At 41.2% G+C, this 728-nt stretch carries 1 protein-coding gene and 1 pseudogene; both read right to left on the bottom strand.

The annotated features are described in order from the left end of the window. Window positions 1-378 (bottom strand): ATP-binding protein (locus ACFSR0_RS09725; protein ID WP_379982288.1); only part of this gene is annotated, 378 nt, incomplete at its 3' end. Next, window positions 378-728 (bottom strand): annotated as a pseudogene (locus tag ACFSR0_RS09720) (IS21 family transposase); the annotation flags it as partial. The pseudogene ACFSR0_RS09720 and the gene ACFSR0_RS09725, both read right to left, overlap by 1 nt.

Genomic DNA, 728 nt, shown 5'->3' with positions numbered 1-728 from the left:
CCCTGATTGGGTGGCTAGTTGCCCCAATGCACAAGCCAGATGCGTCTTTCCAGTTCCAGGTGTACCAACAAACACTGCATTTTCTTTTTGACGAATAAAGGATAGACTCAATAATTCTTCTTTTGTTGTCACACTTGGTAAACAAATATGCTCATGCCATTCATAATTGTCTAAGGTACGATTGATTGGAAGCTTTGCTTGTTTTAAAAGACGAGTAATTTTTACCTTTTCTCGACACGCCAATTCTTTTTCCAAAAGACACATCAACCAATCTTCTTTTGTTTCCACTGTCACCTCCAAGTCCTGAGTCGTCAACATTTGGAGAATATGAGGAAGTCTCAGTTGCTTACAAACGGTTTCGAAACGAAGCTGATCCACTAATGAACGACCTCCTCTGGTAGGGATAAAAAGGCATCGTATTGGTACCAATCAATATCATAGGCATCCTTCTCACTTGATGCAGCTAATAAGTCATAGAAATGAGCATCAATTCCTGACATATCATGTGTCACTAACAGGCTTAAGAGTCGATTCAATCGCTGATCTTGCTCTTTCCAATCTGGATGACTAAGGAATAGCTTTATTCGTTCCGGTAAATACTTCCAGTAGCGAGAGTAGTGCATGGCACGTGGCTTTCTCCGCCAATCAAGAAAGATGGCCTGCCAGTCGATTGCTCGTTTTTTCATCATATAAGGACGAAGTCCTTCTGAAATGATTTCCCCATCTGT

Source organism: Enterococcus camelliae, assembly GCF_042685105.1.
In the GTDB taxonomy this organism is placed as follows: Bacteria; Bacillota; Bacilli; order Lactobacillales; family Enterococcaceae; genus Enterococcus_G; species Enterococcus_G camelliae.
The sequence above is the reverse complement of the archived record's forward strand: the minus strand, read 5'-3'. Positions and strand labels throughout refer to the sequence as shown.